Source organism: Actinomadura fulvescens (assembly GCF_039533225.1).
GTDB classification, from domain to species: domain Bacteria; phylum Actinomycetota; class Actinomycetes; order Streptosporangiales; family Streptosporangiaceae; genus Spirillospora; species Spirillospora fulvescens.
Map to the genome: position 1 here is coordinate 99,094 of NZ_BAAATD010000016.1, position 17,041 is coordinate 116,134.

At 71.6% G+C, this 17,041-nt stretch carries 14 protein-coding genes; 7 read left to right on the plus strand and 7 right to left on the minus strand.

All coding sequences use genetic code 11. From position 1 onward, the window contains the following. Positions 1-25: 25 nt before the first annotated feature. Positions 26-2,704 (minus strand): outer membrane protein assembly factor BamB family protein, encoded by a 2,679-nt coding sequence (locus ABD333_RS40620; protein ID WP_344547959.1) that lies wholly within the window; start codon positions 2,702-2,704, stop codon positions 26-28. 145 nt (positions 2,705-2,849) lie between these two features. Here ABD333_RS40620 and ABD333_RS40625 point away from each other — a divergent pair, with 145 nt between their 5' ends. From ABD333_RS40625 to galK, 6 genes are all read left to right on the plus strand, one after another. Next, a complete protein-coding gene (locus tag ABD333_RS40625; protein WP_344547960.1) occupies positions 2,850-3,404 on the plus strand; it encodes a dihydrofolate reductase family protein in 555 nt (184 codons plus the stop codon). Between the two features lie 112 nt (positions 3,405-3,516). Continuing rightward, complete coding sequence (locus ABD333_RS40630; RefSeq protein ID WP_344548036.1) at positions 3,517-4,650, plus strand: Gfo/Idh/MocA family protein; 1,134 nt, start codon at positions 3,517-3,519, stop codon at positions 4,648-4,650. After that, positions 4,650-5,798: a dihydrodipicolinate synthase family protein gene (locus ABD333_RS40635; RefSeq protein ID WP_344547961.1), complete on the plus strand. Its 1,149-nt coding sequence runs from the start codon at positions 4,650-4,652 to the stop codon at positions 5,796-5,798. Before ABD333_RS40630 ends, ABD333_RS40635 begins: the two co-directional genes overlap by 1 nt. After that, positions 5,795-6,634, plus strand: a complete 840-nt coding sequence (locus ABD333_RS40640; protein WP_344547962.1) for a sugar phosphate isomerase/epimerase family protein — start codon at positions 5,795-5,797, stop codon at positions 6,632-6,634. The genes ABD333_RS40635 and ABD333_RS40640 overlap by 4 nt, the downstream gene beginning before the upstream one ends. Before the next feature lie 49 nt (positions 6,635-6,683). Further along, the gene (gene galT, locus ABD333_RS40645) at positions 6,684-7,763 is read left to right on the plus strand and encodes a galactose-1-phosphate uridylyltransferase (protein WP_344548037.1); all 1,080 of its coding nucleotides are present in this window, start codon (positions 6,684-6,686) and stop codon (positions 7,761-7,763) included. Then, positions 7,760-8,836, plus strand: coding sequence for a galactokinase (galK, locus tag ABD333_RS40650; protein WP_344547963.1), 1,077 nt, complete (start codon positions 7,760-7,762; stop codon positions 8,834-8,836). Before galT ends, galK begins: the two co-directional genes overlap by 4 nt. Here galK and ABD333_RS40655 read toward each other — a convergent pair. From ABD333_RS40655 to ABD333_RS40680, 6 genes are all read right to left on the minus strand, one after another. Next, complete coding sequence (locus ABD333_RS40655) at positions 8,802-9,605, minus strand: sugar phosphate isomerase/epimerase family protein (protein WP_344547964.1); 804 nt, start codon at positions 9,603-9,605, stop codon at positions 8,802-8,804. The genes galK and ABD333_RS40655 overlap by 35 nt on opposite strands. After that, complete coding sequence (locus ABD333_RS40660) at positions 9,602-10,606, minus strand: hydroxyacid dehydrogenase (RefSeq protein ID WP_344547965.1); 1,005 nt, start codon at positions 10,604-10,606, stop codon at positions 9,602-9,604. Before ABD333_RS40660 ends, ABD333_RS40655 begins: the two co-directional genes overlap by 4 nt. Then, entirely contained in the window at positions 10,603-11,565 is a 963-nt protein-coding gene (locus ABD333_RS40665; RefSeq protein ID WP_344547966.1) for a carbohydrate ABC transporter permease, read from the minus strand. The genes ABD333_RS40660 and ABD333_RS40665 overlap by 4 nt, the downstream gene beginning before the upstream one ends. Then, positions 11,562-12,476 (minus strand): carbohydrate ABC transporter permease, encoded by a 915-nt coding sequence (locus ABD333_RS40670; protein WP_344547967.1) that lies wholly within the window; start codon positions 12,474-12,476, stop codon positions 11,562-11,564. The genes ABD333_RS40665 and ABD333_RS40670 overlap by 4 nt, the downstream gene beginning before the upstream one ends. Positions 12,477-12,528: 52 nt before the next feature. Beyond that, a complete protein-coding gene (locus ABD333_RS40675; protein ID WP_344547968.1) occupies positions 12,529-13,839 on the minus strand; it encodes an ABC transporter substrate-binding protein in 1,311 nt (436 codons plus the stop codon). 186 nt (positions 13,840-14,025) lie between these two features. Continuing rightward, positions 14,026-15,126, minus strand: a complete 1,101-nt coding sequence (locus ABD333_RS40680; protein ID WP_344547969.1) for a substrate-binding domain-containing protein — start codon at positions 15,124-15,126, stop codon at positions 14,026-14,028. A gap of 117 nt (positions 15,127-15,243) precedes the next feature. On the opposite strand from ABD333_RS40680, the gene ABD333_RS40685 reads away from it, so the two are divergent. Then, positions 15,244-17,037, plus strand: coding sequence for a glycoside hydrolase family 35 protein (locus tag ABD333_RS40685; protein ID WP_344547970.1), 1,794 nt, complete (start codon positions 15,244-15,246; stop codon positions 17,035-17,037). The last annotated feature ends 4 nt before the right edge of the window (positions 17,038-17,041 follow it).

Sequence of the window (17,041 nt, forward strand, 5' to 3'; positions counted from 1 at the left end):
GTTCAACGCAGGCAACAGCTGATCGTCAGCGTTTGGTCCGCCGCGTCGCCAGCGCGTGCACCGTGCCGTCACCGCTGAGGGCGAACAGCCAGTCGCCGCTCACCGAGAACGCCGACGACAGGCCGCCGCCGAGGTCGTGGGACGCGACGATCCGCCCGGTCGAGCGGTCGAGGACCAGCAGCCTGCCGTCCCAGGTGCCCACGTACACCGCCGTCTCGGTGGCCAGGGCGTGCGTCACCGGTGAGCCCTTGCGGTCGGCCGTGCAGCCGTTCGCCGGGTCGTCCGCCTGGAGGTCGAACGCGCGGACGGCGCCGTCTCGGCCGGCGACGTAGACGTGGCGGCCGCGCACCGCCGGGCTGGTCACCGGCGGCGGCCCGGGTTCGCACGGCGTGCCCTCCGATGGCTTGTCACCTTCCAGCTTGGCGTGCCACAGCTGCTTGCCGTTCAGGTCATGCCCGTACACCCCGGCCATCGTCGCGCTGACCAGGGTTGAGCCGGTCAGTGCGGGCGAGGAGTGGCTGTAGAGGCCGCCGTCGGTCTTCGCCGTCCACAGCTGCGCGCAGTTCGCCAGGTCCATCGCGATGAGGGTCTGGCTCGACCCCGAGTGCAGGTACGCCGTGGACGATCCGGGTGTGCGGACGGCGGCGCTGTGGAACTGGCCCCAGCCCGTCGGCGCCTGGAACCCGCCGCCCAGCGGTTCGCCGTTCACCGCGTTCCGGCACATCACCCGGTCCCATTGCTGGTAGACGGCGACCGAACGCTTTTCCGAGGGCAGGTCGAAGACGCTCACCGGACCCCCGGCCCGCCCGTAGCGGCGGACGGTGGCGCCGCGCCGTTCCTCGTGGTCGATCGCCTGCCAGACGACACGGCCACGACGTACGTCCAGCGCGTACACGCGTCCCACGCCGGTGGTGATGTAGACGCGGCCCGCGTGCACGGTCGGGCGCGCGTCAGCGTCGCCGTCCACCTCGGTGCGCCACAACTCCCGCCCGGTCGCGAGGTCGTAGGCGAGCATCAGGCTGGACGGGGCGGCGAACGCGCGCGATGACACGATCACCTTGCCGTCCACCACCACCGAGCCGTTGAGGTTGAACTGCTCGCCGGTGTTGGCCGTCCACCGCAGGTCCAGCGTCGCGCCGGGGTCGTCGGCGGGCGCGGAGCCGCCGTGTTCGTGGCCACCGGGCCGGGTCCAGTCGTGGCCGGCTCTCGGTGCGGCGAGGTGACCGCGCGGCACCACCCTGAAGGCGGTCTTGTCGCTGGGCCATGTCGTACGGTCGGTGCCTGCCACCGACAACTCCGCGGTGTACGTGCCGGGCGCCAGGCCCTTCAGGGCACCGTGCGCACGTGTCCAGGCGGCACGTCCACGCCCGAACGCCAGGTTGCGTGCGCGCCGCACCATCCGGCCCCGCGCGTCCCGGACGACGACGGTCGCGTACGCGGGAGTCCGGCCGGTGTCCTCGGCGAAGACCTCGATCGGGACACTCGTGCCGTGCACGCTGCCGTTGCCCGGGCTGACGAGCGCGGTGTCGCGGTTCACCCCGAACTGCCGGTGCACGCCGCGCACGAAGCCGGTGTCGCGCCCGGGGCTGATGTGGGTGAAGTCCAGCAGCTTGTAGCCGGTGCGAGCCCCGTCGATCCCGTACGTCGTGCCCATGTTGTTGATCTCGACCGAGCGCCGGAACGCGCCGCGCCGGAACTCGGCCTGCTGGTTGTGGCCCGCCGCGAACATCCGCACGTCGTACTCGGCCAGCTCGTCCAGGATCGGCTGGATGGACGACCCCGAACCCCACGGCGTGAAGAGCGACCGGTGCGCGTACACCATCACCTGCTTGCCGCGCGCGTGCCGCCGCAGGTCCTCGCGCAGCCATGCCAGCTGCGGGGCGAGCCCGCTGGTGTCGTAGTTGTTCTCCAGGACGACGTGGTGGCGGCCGTTGCGGTCGAAGCTGTACCACTCGGGGCCCATGTTGCGCCGCCAGGTCTCCATGTTGGCGGAATAGCCCGGAGCGTCGTGGCCGGGGTGACCGGCGTCGTGGTTGCCCATCACCGGGTAGAACGGCATGCCGAGTTTCCCGGCCGCCAGCCCCTCGCGCAGCAGGTCGTAACCGCCCTGACGGCGCGGCGCCGCGGCGTAGTCGGTGACGTTCAGGTCGCCGGTGGCGATCGCGACCGTGGCGCCCGACCGGGCCATGGCCTGGACCTGCGCCGTCCACCGGCGCCGGGTGTCGGCGGCCGCCGCGTCGCTGCGGTTGTCGGTCTCGGAGTCGGACGGCATCAGCCACGTCTCGCGCGGGTCCGCGGCGTGCCGGTCGGGCACCAGCGCGAAGTCGACGCCCGAACGCGGCGCGCCGCCGCCGTCCTCCGGCACCCGCTGGAAGAACCGCGGGACGAAGTCGTCGCGCAGCGCGGGCGTGTAGCCGCTCGGCGAGACCACCTGGACCAGATCGGTACCGCGGCGCGCCGCGTCGATCCGGATCTCGTACGAACCGTCGCCGCCGGAAGTGGCCCAGATATGCCCGTCGGTCACCGAGACGCCGCGCAGACCGCGTTCGCCCTTGTCGCGGGCACCGTTGCCGTTGGCGTCCCGGAACACCGTGCCCTTCACCTTGATCTCGGCCGTCGTGGCGGCAGTGGCGGGTGACGGGACGGAGAGGGGAGACACGAGCAGCAGCGTCGCCGCCGCCACCCGTGTGAAACGTATGATCATTTCGCGGACGGTAACGGTCAGTGGTGACCAGCCGGGGACATCCCGCCCACCAGCAATTGAACGCCCGCGTCCGCTGCCCGCGATGAGTTCCGGCGATCCATCGGGTCTCCACTCCGAACGATCTCTACGACCAAGGAGGACCTTCATGGGCCAGGTCATCTACTGGATGAACACCTCGATCGACGGCTACATCGAGGATCCCGACGGCGGCCTGGACTTCGGGGACCCGGCCGAGGACTTTCAGCAGGCGGCCAACGACCACGTTCGCCGGACCGCGGCGTTCCTGTTCGGGCGGCGGCTGTATGAGGCGATGGAAAAGCCGTGGACGCAGGACCTCGGCAAGGAAGGCGCCCCGGCCCTCGAACGGGAGTTCGCCCAGCTCTACAAGGAGACGCCGCGGTACGTCTTCTCCGACACTCTCCAGACCGTCCCCGACGGCGTCACGCTCGTCCGTCGCAAGGACGCCGTATCCGAGGTGACGCGCCTCAAGCAGGAGATCGACGGCAGCCTCCAAGTCGGCGGTCCCGAACTGGCCGCCTCCGTGCTGGACCTGATCGACGAGTTCTGGGTGTACGCGTTCCCCGTGATCGTCGGGGGTGGCAAGCCGTACCTGCCCGTGGGAGAAACCCTGCGGCTGCGCCTGGCCGAACACCGTTCCCTCGCCTCAGGGATCATGTTCCGGCGCTACGTACGGTCCTGATCGACCAGGAGCAGCCCCCGCGCCGGCTTGTGGGAAAGCGCTTTCTGGGCTAGGTTCTGGGCGCCTGGAAAGCGCTTACAGGAGGCCCAACGTGCGCACCGTCGGCGTAGTGATGAACGGCGTGACCGGCCGCATGGGCCATCGCCAGCACCTGGTCCGCTCGGTCCTGGCGATCAACGCAGGGGGCGGCGTCGCGCTGTCGGGCGGCGAACGCGTGCTGCTGCGGCCCGTGCTGGTCGGACGCAACGAGGGGAAGCTGCGCGACCTGGCCGTTCAGCACGACCTCGCCGACTGGACCACCGACCTGGACGCCGCGCTCGCCGACCCGGCGAACGAGATCTACTTCGATGCCCAGGTCACCTCCGCCCGCGTCGGCGCCGTCACCCGCGCCATGGAGGCGGGCAAGCACGTCTATGCCGAAAAGCCCATCGCCGAGAGCCTGGAGGACGCGATCACGCTGGCCAAGGCGGCGCGGGCGGCCGGGGTGAAGAACGGCGTCGTCCAGGACAAGCTCTTCCTGCCCGGGTTGCGCAAGCTCCAGCGGCTCGTCGAGGGCGGCTTCTTCGGGCGCGTCCTGTCGGTGCGAGGCGAGTTCGGCTACTGGGTGTTCGAGGGCGACTGGCAGGAGGCGCAGCGGCCGAGCTGGAACTACCGCGCCGCCGACGGCGGGGGGATCGTGCTGGACATGTTCCCGCACTGGCACTACGTGCTGGAGAACCTCTTCGGTCCCGTGCGCGCCGTCACCGCCCGCGCCGTGACCCATGTGCCGCGGCGCTGGGACGAGGCGGGCACGCCATACGACGCCACCGCCGACGACGCCGCGTACGGGATCTTCGAGCTGGCGGACGGGCTCGTCGCCCAGATCAACTCGTCGTGGACCACCCGGGTCTTCCGCGACGAGCTGGTGGAGTTCCAGGTCGACGGCACCGAGGGCAGCGCCGTCGCCGGCCTGCGGCGGTGCCGGGTACAGCACCGTTCGATGACGCCGAAGCCGGTCTGGAACCCCGACCTCCCCGCCACCGAGCCGTTCCGCGGCCAGTGGCAGGAGGTGCCCGACAACGCCGAGTTCGACAACGGCTTCAAGGTGCAGTGGGAGATGTTCGTCCGGCACGTTCTGGAGGACGCGCCGTTCCCGCATGACTTCGCCTCCGGGGTGCGCGGCGTACAGCTCGCCGAAGCGGGCCTGCGCTCCTCCGCCGAGGGCCGCCGCGTCGCGCTGTCCCCGATCGACCTCGGCGACGCCTGATGCTCGTGCTGCCCACCGCTGACGGCGGTCTTGAAGACTACGAGCCGGGCGAGCCGAGGAGCTGGGAACGCCGCGCGACCCCGCCGACGTCGCGCGTCGCGTACGCTGCGGCCCATGTCGTGGCCGACCCGCGCGCCGACAACGGGCCAGGAGCCGCCGCGTCGGTCGACTGGGACGCGACGTTGCGCTTCCGGCGGCACCTGTGGTCGCACGGCCTGCGTGTAGCCGACGCCATGGACACCGCCCAGCGCAACATGGGCTTGGACTGGGCCGCCACGCGCGCCCTGATCCAGCGCAGCGCGGCGGAGGCGAAGGCTTTCGGTGACCCGGCCGAGCTGGTCGCCTGCGGCGCGGGCACCGACCACGCGCCAGGCGCCGCGACGCTCGACGAGATCATCGCCGCGTACGAGCAGCAGATCCACGTAGTGCGCGCCGCGGGCGCGGGCGCGATCATCATGGCCAGCCGTCAGCTGGCGAGGCTAGCGCGCGGTCCCGAGGACTACCACGAGGTGTACGGGCGGCTGCTGAGCCAGACCGACCGCCCCGTGATCCTGCACTGGCTGGGGGAGATGTTCGACCCCGCCCTCGCCGGATACTGGGGCTCCCGGGACTTGAGCGAGGCCACCGCCTCGTTCCTGGCGCTCGTCCGCGACCACGCGTCCCGCATCGACGGCGTGAAGGTGTCGCTGCTGGACGCCGACCACGAGGTACGGCTCAGGGCGGCACTGCCCGGCGGCGTCCGGCTCTACACCGGCGACGACTTCAACTACCCCGACCTCATCGCCGGCGGCAGCGACGCGCTCCTGGGGATCTTCGACGCCATCGCGCCCGCCGCGGCCGTCGCGCTCCGCGCCCTCGACGACGGACGCGACGACCTGTACGAGGAGGCGCTGCGGCCGACCGTCCCGCTGGCACGCAAGATCTTCGAAGCGCCCACGTACCGCTACAAGACCGGGATCGTGTTCCTGGCCTGGCTGAACGGCCACCAGGACGCGTTCGCCATGGTGAACGGCGCGCAGAGCGCCCGTTCGGTGGTCCACCTGGCCGAGGTCTTCCGGCTGGCCGACGCGGTCGGGCTGCTCGCCGATCCCGGGCTCGCCGAGACGCGGATGCGGGCCCTGCTCGCGACGTACGGAGTGGACGGGTGAACCGGCTGTCACTCAACCAGTGGACGACCCGGCACTGGTCGGTGCCCGAGGCCGTCGCGGGCTGCCGGCGCCACGGCATCGAGGCCATCGGGCTGTGGCGCGAGCCGGTGGCCGAGCATGGCCTCGCCGCGACCGTCAAGCTCGTGCGGGACGCCGGCCTGCGGGTCTCGTCGTTGTGCCGTGGCGGGTTCTTCACCGGGAGCACGTGGCTGGACGACAACCGCGCGGCCGTCGATGAGGCCGCCGAGCTGGGAGCGGCATGCCTGGTGCTCGTCGTAGGCGGCCTGCCCGGTGTGGTGCCCGGCGAGGCCCTCGGCGCCCGCGTCTCCCGCGACTTGGCAGGGGCCCGGAGCCAGGTGGCGCAGGCCCTGGACGCACTCGTTCCCCATGCGGAGGAACGGAACGTACGGCTGGCCCTGGAACCCCTCCACCCGATGTACGCCGCCGACCGGGCCGTGCTCTCCACGCTCGGCCAGGCACTCGACCTCGCGGAGCCGTATCCCTCCGAACGCGTCGGCGTCGTCGTCGACACCTTCCACGTGTGGTGGGACCCCGAGGTCGAGCGGCAGATCGCCCGCGCGGGCGACCGGATCGCGAGCTACCAGGTCTGCGACCAGCTCATGCCGCTGCCGGCCGACGTGCTGCTGGGCCGGGCCATGATGGGCGACGGCGTCATCGACGTCGCACCGCTGACCCGCGCCGTCACGGCGGCCGGCTACGCGGGCGACATCGAGGTGGAGATCTTCAACGCGGGCGTGTGGGGCGCCGACCCGGACGAGGTGCTCGCGACCATGAAACGCCGCTACGCGACCCACGTCGTACCCGCCCTCGGCTGAACCGATCGGACGTTCCTCGATGAGCAAGGCGACCATGAGCACTCCACCGGTGTGGCGGACCGCGGCGCGGCTGGCGGACGGCCGCGAGATCGTGTACTTCGACGAAACCCCCGGCCGCCGGCCGCTTCCCGACGGCCGCGGGCTGCCGCGCCCGGCGCCCGAATGCGAGATCCGGCGCGATCCGCTCACCGGTGACTGGATCGCCGTCACCGCCCACCGCAACACGCGCACGTTCCTGCCGCCCGCCGAGGAATGCCCGTTGTGCCCGAGCCGGGACGGGCGGCTCTCGGAGATTCCCGACCCCGACTACGACGTGGTGGTGTTCGAGAACCGGTTCCCCTCGTTCTCCGCCGCGACCCCGGACGTGGCGCCGCTGGTGGACGGGGAGCCGCTGTTCGTCCGCGCGCGCGGCGCGGGCCGGTGCGAGGTGGTGTGCTTCAGCAGTGATCATCAGGCCTCGGCCGCGACACTGCCCGGCGGCCGGATGAGCACCGTCATCGAGGCGTGGGCCGACCGGACGGCCGCGCTCTCCCGCCGGGACGACGTCGCGCAGGTCGCCGTGTTCGAGAACCGGGGCGAGGAGATCGGCGTCACGCTGCACCATCCCCACGGGCAGGTCTACGGCTACCCGTACGTGCCGGCGCGCACCGTCCGGATGATCGAGCGGGCCAGGGAGCACCGCGCCGCGACGGGCGGCGAGCTGTTCGCCGACGTGCTGGCCGCCGAGCGGCGGGCGGGCACCAGGATCGTGCGGGCGGGGGAGCACTGGACCACCTTCGTCCCGGCCGCCGCCCGCTGGCCGGTGGAAGCGCACGTCACGCCGCACCGGCACGTGCCCGACCTCGCCTCGCTGAACCCGGCCGAACGTGCCGAGCTCGCCGTGCTCTACCGGGACCTCCTGCGCAGATGCGACGCCCTCTACGGGACGCCGCTGCCCTACATCGCCGTCTGGCACCAGGCGCCGGTCCGTGACGGCCGCGATGACATCCGGCTGCACCTTCAGCTCTGCTCCGTCCGCCGCGCCGCCGACAAGATCAAATACCTGGCCGGGTCGGAGTCGGGCCTGGCGGCATGGATCAACGACGTGGCGCCGGAGCGGATCGCGGCCCGGCTCCGGGAGGCGGCGTGACGGGAGTCTGGTACGCGCCCGGCCGGATCAACCTCATCGGCGAGCACACCGACTACAACGGCGGGCTCGTCCTGCCGTTCGCGCTCGGCAGCGGCGTGACGGTGTCGGCCGCGCGCCGCGACGACCGGCTGCTGGTCCTGCGGTCGGCGCAGCTGCCCGGCGTCGTGACGGTGCCGCTGGACGAGCTGTCGCCGGGGAGGATCACCGGCTGGGCCGCCTATCCGGCCGGGGTCGCGGGCGTGCTGCGTGCCGCCGGATACCCGATCGCGGGCGCGACGCTGTCGATCGACTCCGATCTCCCGCGGGGGGCGGGCCTGTCGTCGTCGGCCGCGCTGGAGTGCGCGACCGCGCTGGCGCTGACGCGGCTGTACGGGCTGCGCGTGCCCCGCACCGAACTGGCACGGTACGCCCAGCAGGCCGAGCACGAGTACGCGGGAACGCCGTGCGGCATCATGGACCAGGCCGCGTCGCTGCTGTGCACGGAGGGCCACGCGCTTCTCATGGACTGCGCTTCGGGAGCCACCGAACAGGTGCCGCTCGATCTGGCCGGTCACGTTCTGCTGCTGGTCGACACGCGATCCCCGCACGTGCTGTCCGACGGCGGGTACGCCCGGCGCCGAGGGGAGTGCGAGGAGGCCGCCCGGCTGCTGGGGGTGAGCGCGCTCAGCGAGGTGACGGAGGTGCCCGCCGCCCTGCCGGACCCGGTCCTGCGCCGCCGCACCGACCACGTCGTCACCGAGAACGACCGGGTGCGCCGGGCGATCGAGTTCCTGCGCGCCGGAGACGCCGCGGGCCTGGGCCGGGTGCTCACGGCCTCGCACCGTTCGCTGCGTGATCTGTACGAGGTCTCGTGGCCCGCCGCCGACGTCACGGTGGACACGGCACTGGACGCCGGCGCCCTGGGCGGCAGGATGATCGGTGGCGGCTTCGGGGGCTCGGTCCTGCTCCTGGCCACCTTGGACCGGGCGGACGACGTCGCCGGGTCGGTCTCCGGGGCCTACGCCGCTCGTGGCCTGGCAACGCCCGTGATCACCCGGGTCAGCCCAGGTCCGGGAGCGTACCGCCGCAGCTGAGGGATCGGGCCCACGCTGCAGCGCCCGGTAGCACGTCCTGAACGGGAGCGACCTGGGGATGCCAGGTGCGCTCCCATTCCAGGGAGACCCAGCCGGCGTACCCCGCCCGGCGAAGCGTTCGGGCGGCATCGGTGAGGGGGACGCAACCTGTGCCGAGCGGTACCGGCGTGGTGTCCTCAGCGCTCATCACGTCCTTGACCTGGACGTACGCCAGACGGCCGTCGAGGTTCGCCAGCGTCTCGGCCGGAGTCTCGCCGGACCGCCATGGGTGCAGAAGGTCCCAGATGGCCGCGGTGGTCTCCGGCACGGCGGCGGCGTCGAGCAGCCGGGCGACCGCCGCGCCGGTCGGATGGGAGTCGTGCGTCTCGACGGCGACCACCACCCTGGCAGCGGCGGCGAGCGGAGCGGCCGCGCGGAGCCGGCGCACGGCGGCCTCCTCATCCGTTCCCCCCGGGAAGACACGCACGTACCGGGCGCCGAGGTCGGCGGCGAGCCGGATCTCCGCGGCCAGGAGAGCCGACACGGCGTCGTCGTCACCGGGCTCAGCGATCCGGGTGTACCCCGCCAGGGTCAGAGCGGTCAGCCCGGCGGCGGCGAGCGCGGCACGGGCCGCGCTCCGCTCCCGCGAGCTCATCCCCGGGTGAACGCCGGTCTCGGGATGCGACCGGAGCTCCAGACCGGCGCACCCGCCGCGCACCGCCGCCGTGACGGCGGTGGCGAGGGATGCGCCGGGCAGACCGAGCGTGCTGAGGGCAAGGGGGTTCGTCACGCCGAGCGTGCCAGTGCCTCGGGACGGACCCCGTACTGGAAGGGGAGCCCGCGGGCGTAGCGTTCGACCTCCTCGATCGCCGCGTGCGCCATCCGGGCGAGCTCGTTGCCCAGTGAGCCCGCGATGTGCGGCGTGAGCAGCACGTTCGGCAGCGTGTACAGCGGAGAGTCGGCGGGCGGCAGCTCGGGCTCGGTCACGTCCAGCACGGCGTGCAGCCGCCCGGACGCCAGCTCCGCGGTGAGCGCGCCGGTGTCGACCAGCGAGCCGCGCGCGGTGTTGATCAGCGTCGCGCCGTCCCGCATGCGCGCCAGCCGCGGCCCGTCGAACATGTGGCGGGTCTCCGGCAGCTCCGGCGCGTGCACGGAGACCACGTCGGCGGCGCCGACCAGCTCGTCCAGTCCCATGGGCCGCACGCCCATGGCGACCGCCTCGGTCACCGGTACGTGCGGGTCGTACAGCAGCACCTCGATGTCGAACGGGCGCAGCAGCTCGATGACCCGGCGGCCGATCCGGGACGCCCCGACCACGCCGACCACCAGCCCGTGGTTCCCCCAGCGGGGGAACATCCGCGCACGGTCGGGCAAGGCCCGTTCCCGGCCGTAGCGGGCGGCGGTCTCCAGCACCCGCTTCCCGGCGAACAGGATCGCGGCGAGGGTGTACTCCGCCACCGGTTGCGCGTTGGCGGAGGCCGCGGTCGAGACGGTGAGGCCGCGTTCCCAGCAGGCGTCGGTCACGTGGTGCTTGACCGATCCGGCCGCGTGCACGACGGCGCGCAGCCCGGGCATCCGCTCCAGCGCCTCGGCGGTCAGCGGCGGACACCCCCAACAGGTGAACAACACCTCCGCCCGGGCCAGCGCCCCCGCGTACGCGGGATCGGCGAAGTCGTCGACGACCAGCCCCGGGTCGAAGCCGGCCACGCGGGCGAGGCGTTCCAGCGCGGCATCGTCGAGGAGGGTGGGCAGGACCTCCGGGCTCATCGCCAGGACGAGGGGCACGGTCACTTCACGGCCCCCGCCGTCAGCCCGGACCGCCAGAACCGCTGCAACATCACGAACGCCACGATCAGCGGCACGATCGCCAGCAGCGAGCCGGTGATGGCCAGCCGGTAGAACTCGGGGGACTGGGCGGCGACGGTGTTCCAGGTGAACAGGCCGAGCGTCACCGGATACAGCTCGTGGTCGGACAGCATCACCATCGGCAGGAAGAAGTTGTTCCAGCTCGTGGTGAACGAGAACAGGAAGATCGTCACAAAGCCGGGGGCGAGCATCGGCAGGGCCACTCGGAAGAAGATCCGCAGCTCGCCCGCCCCGTCCATCCGGGCGGCCTCCAGTACCTCGGCGGGCACGTACCCCTGGGAGAACACGCGGGCGAGGTAGACGCCGAACGGGTGCGCGAGACCGGGGATCAGCACCGCCCAGTAGGTGTTGACCAGCCCGACCTTGGAGAACAGCAGGTACATGGGAAGCGCCATCACGGTGGCCGGGAGCAGCACTCCGGCCAGCACGAACCCGAACAGCTTCTCCTTGCCCCGGAAGTCGTACTTGTCGAACGCGTACCCGGCGAGCATCGAGATGAAGGTGCCGGCGAGGGAGCCGAACAGCGAGTACACGACGCTGTTGAGGTACCAGCGCGGGTAGGCGCCGCCGTCCCACTGCCAGACGGCGGCGATGTTGCCGAACAGGTTGAACTCGCCGAACTCGAAGCCCGGCCGACCGAACAGATCCTCGGTCGACTTGGTCCCGGCCACCACCAGCCAGGTGATCGGGGCGACCATGTAGAACGTCACGACGATCAGCAGGGAGTTGGCGACCGCCCGGCTCAGCAGCGGGGTGCGCGGCCGCCCTCCGGACCGCCGTCTGTCGCGTCCGGGCCGCCGTCCAGGGCGTCCGGGCAGCCGTCGCGGCCCTGCCGGGCGCGCGGCGGGCGCGGACGGCGTGGCGGGTGCGGTGCGGACGCTCATGCCAAGGCCCCCTTCCGGGTACGGTTGCCGAATTTCGTGACGGCGTAGGACAGCCCGCCCGCCAGTCCCGCGAGCAGGAGCGAGGCGGCCGCCGCGAGCCCGTAGTCGTGCTCGGTGAACGCGGCGCGGTAGATGTAGAGGACCGGCGACCAGGCGCTGTCCATGCCCTGCGCCTTCAGCTGCACCACGCGCGGCTCGGTGAACAGCTGGATGCTGCCGACGACGGTGAACAGCGTGGTGAGCACCACCGCGGACCGGATCATCGGGACCTTGACGCGCAGCGCGGTGGTCACGCTTCCGGCGCCGTCGATGGCGGAGGCCTCCAGCACCTCGCGCGGCACGGCCTGGAGCGCGGCGTAGAAGATGATCACGTTGTAGCCCGTCCACTGCCAGGCGGCCATGTTGACCACCGAGATCACGACCGTGTCGGGGTCGAAGAAGTTCCACGCCAGGCCGCCGTCGGCGAGCAGGTCGACGATGGGGCTGAGGCCCGGGGTGTAGAGGTAGAGCCAGATGATGGCGGCGATCAGGCCGGGCACGGCGTGCGGGAGGAACAACGCCAGCTGGAAGAAGCGCCTGGCCCTCACCAGCGCCGTGTCCAGCAGCAGCGCCAGCGCCAGCGCGCCGCCCAGCATCAGCGGAATGTAGATCACGCAGTAGATCGCCAGGTTGGCGAAGCCGGACCGGAAGCCGCGGTCCGACACCGCGCGGACGTAGTTGTCGAGGCCGACGAAGACGCGCTCGGCGCCCCCGAAGCCCAGCCCTCCGTTGGACTGCTCACGGAACAGGCTCATCCAGATCGTGTATCCGACCGGCGCCACCATGGCGACGACGAACAACACCAGGAACGGGGCGAGGAACGCGGCGGCCGTGAGGCGTCGCCGTCGCGCGGCGGTCGCGGCTTTCACCATGCGCCGTCTCCCTTCGGGACTGGGCTCTTGCCGGGGGCGGGGGACACGTGGATCAGCCGGCGAGCTTGAGGCCGCGGCCCTTGATGGCCTCGACGGCCTTCTGCTGGGTGGTGTCGAGAGCGGCGGGGTAGTCCTGCGTGCCCATCGCGTCCTTCAGCGTTCCGTTGGCGCTGATCTGGAGCGGTCCCCAGACCCAGCCGGGCTTGATGGTGGCGATCTGGGCGCTGGACAGCGTGTAGATGTCCTGGCCGCCGTAGAACTCGGTGTCGAAGAACTGCTTGGCGGCGGCGACGAGATCCTGCTTGGCCGGCAGCGCGCTGCTGGCGCCGCTGGACAGCTGGGCCTTGAAGCTGTCGGCCGTGGTGGTGGCGAACGTGGTGAACCGCAGCGCCGCCTCGGCCTTCTTGCCGCCCTTGGGCAGCGCGTAGGCGGAGCCGCCGAGCATGCCGCTGGCGGGCGTGCCGTCCCACGTGGGCATCGGGGCCGCGGCCCACTTGCCGGACTGGGCGGGGACGGTGGCCTTGAGGGCGCCGCCGCTCCAGGAGGCACCGATCACGGCGAGGGTCTTGCCGTCCACCATGCCCTTGGTCCACTCGGGGCTGTAGGACACCTGGTTCCACACCAGGTCCTGCTTGACCAGGTCGTTCCAGTACCCGGCGACCTTCTTGCTGGCCGGGTCGGTGTAGCTGACCTTCCAGGCGTCGCCTTCGGTCGCGTACCACTTGGCGCCCGCCTGCCAGGCCAGGGCGGCGAGCAGGCCGGGCTCGTCGGCCCAGAAGGCGGCGATCCGGGACGCCTTGTCGGCCTTCTTGACCTTCTCGGCGGCGGCCTTGAAGTCGTCCCAGGTCTTCGGGGCCTTCAGGTTGTGCTTGGCGAACAGGTCCTTGCGGTAGTAGAAGACCTGCGGCGCGGCGTCACGGGGCAGTGCCCAGGTCTTGCCGCCCAGCGTGACGAGGTTCTGGATCTGGGCCGGGAAGTTGGAGGTGACGGTCGAGCCCGCCTTGTCGCCGATGTCCTGGATCAGGCCCTGGCTGGCGAACTCGGGGAGCGCGTTGTACTCAAGGTTGACCACGTCGGGGGCGTTGCCCGCCTTGACCGCGTTGACGACCTTGTCGTAGCCGCCGTTGGTGCCGGACGGGATCTTCTCGAACCGCACCTTGATCTTCGACTGGGACTTGTTGAACGCGTCGGTGAGCTCCTGGGCACCGGTCAGCCACGACCAGTAGGTGATCTCCGTGACGCCGCCCGAGTCCGCGCCACCGGAGCCGTCGGAGCCGCTGGAGCCGCAGCCGGCGGCCAGGAGGGCGAGGGAGGTGACCGCACCGGCGACGGCCGCCGCGGAGCGCAGGGTCCTGTGCTTCATGATGTTCACTCCGTTGGGGGTGGGGCGGGGGTGGCGCCCATCATTCGCTCAAGAACAATCACAGGTCAAGAGTGAATGAACAAATGAACAAAACGATCAGATTACGATCATCTTCGTGCATGAGTGGTCCGCATCACGCCAGGATGGCATGCGGACCTGGTTGTTTGTCCCTTTTGGGACGGATTGTTATCTGGCGTCCCGTTGGCCGCAGGAGGCACGCACGCGCAGCTCGGGCAGCAGCGCCAGCCTGTGGCGCGGGCGCCCGGGATCGGCGAGCCGGGCCAGCAGGAACTCCATGGCCGCCGCGCCGACGGCGTACTTGGGCGGTGCGACGGCGGTGAGCGGGATGTCGGCCAGTGCCGCCACCTCGTCGTCGTACGCCACGATCGCCACGTCCGACGGGATCTGGAGCCCGAGCGCGCGCAGCCGCTGGGTCAGCTGGATCGCGTCGTGGTCGTTGTGGACGAGCAGAGCCTCCAGGCGTCCCGCCCGTACCTCCTCGGCCAGCCGGACGGCGTGCTCCTCGTACTCCTGGGGGGCCTGATCGGGCGCCGGGGCCTCCAGGAACGGGCCGGGCTTGAGGTCGGCCGCCGCCAGTCCCGCCTGGAAACCCTCACGCAACCAGGGCGTGGTGGGGCTGTCGACGCGCGTCACCAGGCCGATCTGCCGGTAGCCGAGCCGCGCCAGATGCCCCGCCGCCGTCTCGGCTCCCTGGGAGTGCGCGGAGATGACGTGTTCAAGGCCGGTTCCGGCGCGCGCGGGACGTTCCACCAGGACCACCGGAACGCCCAGGTCGGCGAGCCCGGCCTGCTGGGCGTCCGGATCCCGGCCGCTGGGGGTCAGCAGCAGCCCGTCCACGCCCGTGGAGACCAGCCGCCGGGCCTGCACCTCGTCCTCGTCTGCGTCGTGGTACCGAGAGATCCCCAGCACGAGCCGGGCACCCCGCGCCGCGGCCGTCTCCCGGGCTCCCCTGATCACCTCGGGGTAGTAGTAGCCGGCCGAGGGCACCAGCATGCCCAGCGTCTGCCCGTCCGCCCGGACGGGGCGGGCGTTGGCGGAGGCGGAAGCGGAGGCGCCGGAGGGGGCGACGGCGGGAGCTTCGAGGGCGGCCGGAAGCCGGGCTCCGCCATGCACTCGCACGAGCAGTCCCCGGTCGGCCAGCGTCTCCACGTCCCGGCGGATCGTGATCGGGGACACTTTGAGCCGTCCGGCCACCTCGGCGACCCGGATCGAGCCGTTGTCGCGCAACTCCCGCAGGATGAACTCGTGGCGCTCCTCGGCATGCACGGCGTGACCTCTCGACGGGGGATCCGGTGACCCCGCCCAGCCTAGACCCGTGCGATCGTTTCTGCACCTTTCTGTGCGAACGAACATAGAGGCGGAAAGCTGTGTACGATCTCGGCCATGTCACGGTTCCGCGTCGCCGACGACGGCCTCTACTTGGACGAACGGCCCTTCCAGGTGCTGTCGGGCGCCATGCACTACTTCCGCACTCTGCCGGAGCAATGGCCTGACCGGCTCGCCAAGCTGCGGGGGATGGGTCTCAACACCGTGGAGACCTACGTTCCCTGGAACCTGCACGAGCCCGCCCCGGGCACCTTCGACTTCACCGGCCTCGCGGACGTCGAGGGCTTCCTGCGTGCGGCCGCGGACGCCGGGCTCTACGCCATCGTCCGCCCCGGCCCGTACATCTGCGCCGAATGGGAGAACGGCGGATTGCCCGCCTGGCTGCGGGCCGATCAGGAGATCCCGCTGCGTTGCATGGACCCCCGCTACCTTGGCCCGGTCGACCGGTTCTTCGACGAGCTGCTGCCGCGCGTCGCCCGCCACCAGGTCACGCGCGGCGGGAACGTGCTGATGGTGCAGGTCGAGAACGAGTACGGCTCGTACGGCGACGACCACGACTACCTCCGGTACCTGGCGGACGGGCTGCGGCGGCGGGGCATCGACGTTCCGCTCTTCACCTCCGACGGCAGCGAGGCCCTGATGGTCACCGGCGGCACGCTGCCGGACGTCTACGCCACCGCCAACTTCGGCAGCGAGCCGGTGAGGCGGTTCGAAGCGTTCGCGCGGCACCGGGACGGGCGGCGGCAGCGGCCTGATCCCGCGTTCTGCATGGAGTTCTGGAACGGCTGGTTCGACCACTGGGGCGAGGAGCACCACACCCGGGACGCCTCCGACGCCGCCGCGACGCTCGCCGAGATGCTGGAACACGGTGCCTCGGTCAACCTCTACATGGCCCACGGGGGCACCAACTTCGGCTTCTTCGCGGGGGCGAACGCGGGCGGCCCGCACGCCGACGGCGCCTACCAGCCCACCGTGACCTCCTATGACTACGACGCCCCGCTCTCGGAGAACGGCGTCCCCACCGAGAAGTACTGGGCCTACCGGGAGATCCTCGGCCGTTACACCGAACTCCCGCCCGCGCCCTCACGCCATGCTCCGCCCACCCTCCCGCCCTTCGAGATCGAGATGTCGGCGGGCGTCCCGCTGCTGGACTGCCTCGACGTGCTCTCGACCGGGTCGGTCCGCGCCGCCGTCCCGCCCTCCTTCGAGGAGCTGGGCCATCCGTACGGACTGGTCGTCTACCGGTCCACGCTGCCGGGACGGCGGCCGGAGCCGCTGCCGGTGCGTCTGAAGGACCTCCGCGACCGCGCGCACGTGTTCCTCGACGGCGCGCCGCGCGGCGTGCTCGAACGTGACGCGGTCACCGAGCTTCCGCTGGACGTTCCGGCCGGTGAAGCGGAGCTGACCCTGATCGTGGAGGCCATGGGCCGGGTCAACTACGGCCCGCTGACGGGGGAGCGGAAAGGGCTCATCGGCGGGGTGCTGCACGAGCGGCAGTACATCTTCGGCTGGACGGCCGATCCCGTCCGTCTCGACGACGTGTCCCTGATCCCGTGGGATCGGGCGGGCCGGGCGGACGTGGCGGACGTGGCGGACGTGGCGGGCCGGGCGCCGGGGCCGTCGTTCCATCGCGGCACGCTCACGGTGGACGAGCCTCGCGACACGTTCCTCGGACTTCCCGGCTGGGGCAAGGGATACGTGTGGGTCAACGGCTTCAACCTCGGCCGCTACTGGTCGCGTGGTCCGCAACAGCGTCTCTATCTGCCGTGGCCGCTCCTGCGTCCGGGCGAGAACGATGTCGTCGTGCTGGAACTCGACGCTGTACCCGAGCCGCGTCTGGTCCGGGGGTAGGGCA

What these genes read in the sequence shown, in the direction of transcription:
- ABD333_RS40620 (WP_344547959.1), bottom strand. Translation starts at nt 2,704, where the DNA reads ATGATCATACGTTTCACACGGGTGGCGGCGGCGACGCTGCTGCTCGTG.
- ABD333_RS40625 (WP_344547960.1), top strand. Translation starts at nt 2,850, where the DNA reads ATGGGCCAGGTCATCTACTGGATGAACACCTCGATCGACGGCTACATC.
- ABD333_RS40630 (WP_344548036.1), top strand. Translation starts at nt 3,517, where the DNA reads ATGAACGGCGTGACCGGCCGCATGGGCCATCGCCAGCACCTGGTCCGC.
- ABD333_RS40635 (WP_344547961.1), top strand. Translation starts at nt 4,650, where the DNA reads ATGCTCGTGCTGCCCACCGCTGACGGCGGTCTTGAAGACTACGAGCCG.
- ABD333_RS40665 (WP_344547966.1), bottom strand. Translation starts at nt 11,565, where the DNA reads ATGAGCGTCCGCACCGCACCCGCCACGCCGTCCGCGCCCGCCGCGCGC.
- ABD333_RS40670 (WP_344547967.1), bottom strand. Translation starts at nt 12,476, where the DNA reads ATGGTGAAAGCCGCGACCGCCGCGCGACGGCGACGCCTCACGGCCGCC.
- ABD333_RS40675 (WP_344547968.1), bottom strand. Translation starts at nt 13,839, where the DNA reads ATGAAGCACAGGACCCTGCGCTCCGCGGCGGCCGTCGCCGGTGCGGTC.
- ABD333_RS40685 (WP_344547970.1), top strand. Translation starts at nt 15,244, where the DNA reads ATGTCACGGTTCCGCGTCGCCGACGACGGCCTCTACTTGGACGAACGG.